The organism is Fulvivirga sp. M361 (genome assembly GCF_007097395.1).
Lineage (GTDB): Bacteria > Bacteroidota > Bacteroidia > Cytophagales > Cyclobacteriaceae > Fulvivirga.
This window is the reverse complement of the sequence record NZ_VKDC01000097.1, coordinates 1-1,984: the sequence shown is the minus strand read 5'-3', so window position 1 is coordinate 1,984 and position 1,984 is coordinate 1. Positions and strand designations below refer to the sequence as shown.

General features: G+C 45.9%; 3 protein-coding genes. 1 reads left to right on the top strand and 2 read right to left on the bottom strand.

Going from position 1 to position 1,984, the window contains the following annotated elements; translation table 11 throughout:
• Positions 1 to 335: 335 nt before the first annotated feature.
• Both FNH22_RS31755 and FNH22_RS31750 read right to left on the bottom strand, forming a co-directional pair.
• Positions 336 to 578 carry a hypothetical protein gene (locus FNH22_RS31755; protein WP_143402567.1) on the bottom strand — a complete coding sequence of 81 codons (243 nt, stop codon included), beginning with the start codon at positions 576 to 578 and terminating at the stop codon, positions 336 to 338.
• A gap of 105 nt (positions 579 to 683) precedes the next feature.
• Positions 684 to 1,454 carry a hypothetical protein gene (locus tag FNH22_RS31750; RefSeq protein ID WP_143402566.1) on the bottom strand — a complete coding sequence of 257 codons (771 nt, stop codon included), beginning with the start codon at positions 1,452 to 1,454 and terminating at the stop codon, positions 684 to 686.
• A gap of 67 nt (positions 1,455 to 1,521) precedes the next feature.
• On the opposite strand from FNH22_RS31750, the gene FNH22_RS31745 reads away from it, so the two are divergent.
• Positions 1,522 to 1,932, top strand: a complete 411-nt coding sequence (locus tag FNH22_RS31745) for a helix-turn-helix domain-containing protein (RefSeq protein WP_143402565.1) — start codon at positions 1,522 to 1,524, stop codon at positions 1,930 to 1,932.
• Positions 1,933 to 1,984 lie beyond the last annotated feature (52 nt).

Genomic DNA, 1,984 nt, shown 5'->3' with positions numbered 1-1,984 from the left:
TTCAATTCAACAACTGACCTAGTTAAGTACTATTTTTTAGCGTTTTGCGCCCTGCTACCTTTCCACAGCAATAGTTCAGGCGGAAAGAATGGGTGGGGGCTAACGTGTGAAGGACTTTTCCGGGGGGTGGACGGTGTGTAGTACATTCCATAAACCAAATATATAGAGCCATAGTAGTGCGGGCAAGCGCTGTACGGGCAGGGGATGTACGTACCCCTGCAAGCGGTTGTACCACACCCCACGTTTATGGAATAAAACAGGCGTTTTTTACTTTTTTACCCCTGACGATCGCTGACGTGAAGGCCCGGTGTCAGGAGTAGGTTTCTCCTCAGAAGTCATGAGCAAAGCCGCTCGGTAAAGCCATAGAAACACCCACCGGCCACACCGCGCCAGGCGGTACCCTCTTGTATATCAGCACGGGTCAAAAAGAGGTGAAAGCTCCCCAAAACAGCCATGACCGTACTGGCTGTTAATCCTACCGGCCGGCCTGAACAGGGTGAGAGATGACCGAAATACGCAAAGATCACCGAAACCTTACGCCCTATCTTTTTAACTGATGAAACGATAATTTCTGTCACCCGAAAAGTAGGGTCATTTTTAAAGTCGGCAGTCCGCAAAAATCAGTAGGCAACCTCATTTTGCCTACTGCCAACTTGCCTATTGCTGACTGGACGAGAACTACCCTACACGTCCGTTGAGGATGGACCAGATACTAACCGAGGCTTTCTACTGTTTCCGTTGCAGCCAAAGTCCAGGGTAAGGGTAAGACGAAATAATTTCAGGCTCAGGCCTATACAGTCCGCATGCAGTTTACCTCCTATTTGCCGGACATGGTTTAGCGCCATGCAGATGGGCAGCTCGTTAGAATTATCGATGCTACGCAGGAAGGATACATCCGTATCCAGCGATACAGAAAGCCTGCTTTGGGTTGAGTACAGGTCTACCAGTATGAACGTGCCATTTTTAACCTTTACATACGCGCACAGGTGTATCAGGGTAGTATAAAGCCTGTTCTTTATTTCCCAGCAACGGGCAGGCTCAGCAGAAAGTAATTCTTCTAAAGGGGTGGTGTAGCCTTTACACGAGAAGTTAACGAACATCTGCGTTTGCCTGTGTTGCAGGTTGTGGCAAAACTGGCGTAAAATACATCCAAGCCTGTGGGGCTTTAAGACACTTTGCGCCAGCTCATACAGATCCACATCGTCAAAAATCAATGAGATGATACGGGTACGTACTTTTGCAGATTCTATTTTTTCCAGGCATTTGAAAATGCCTTCCGTATCACCGGTACGTACGGCTTTACAAAGCTGATCATAGGGTTCGGGTGTGTCCATGGCATTCTTCTTTTTAAGTGGTAGGGTTATTTCTTGCTTTCGATGAACGCTAAGTACACTAACACCCCCTTTGTATTGCACCATTTTCATTGGTAATTGAATGGTAATTTTACCAGCCATTATGGGTATTTTTACCAAGAAAGGCGCTCGCCTTTGTAACTAGCACCCGAGTTAATATATTTGATTTATGGAACACACAACAAAACCCCGCCCCAAGCACATGGGAAGAAAAGTGAGACACATGCGAGAGTTGCTGAACTTAACGCAGGATGACTTAGCCGAAAAAATGGACATGAGCCAGCAGACAGTATCTAACATCGAATCCAGCGAAGAGGTGGACGATGAACAACTGGAAAAGGTGGCTAAGGCGATGGGGGTAACTGGTGACGCCATTAAAAACCTGGATGAGAATGCTACGGTATACAATATTGTCACAAATCATGATAGTAGCAGTGCTTTCAACTACAATTGTACTTTCAACGCTTTGGACAAGATGATGGAAGTCATCGAGAAAAATGAAAAGCTATATCGCGAACTGCTCAAAGAGAAAGACGAAAAAGTAGCGATGCTGGAGAAGCTTTTAGGGGGTAAGAAGTAAGTCTGAAGTTTTACGTTTGATCTGAATTAAATCGGGAGAACTCGAAGGTTTT

What these genes read in the sequence shown, in the direction of transcription:
- FNH22_RS31750 (WP_143402566.1), bottom strand. Translation starts at nt 1,454, where the DNA reads ATGGCTGGTAAAATTACCATTCAATTACCAATGAAAATGGTGCAATAC.
- FNH22_RS31745 (WP_143402565.1), top strand. Translation starts at nt 1,522, where the DNA reads ATGGAACACACAACAAAACCCCGCCCCAAGCACATGGGAAGAAAAGTG.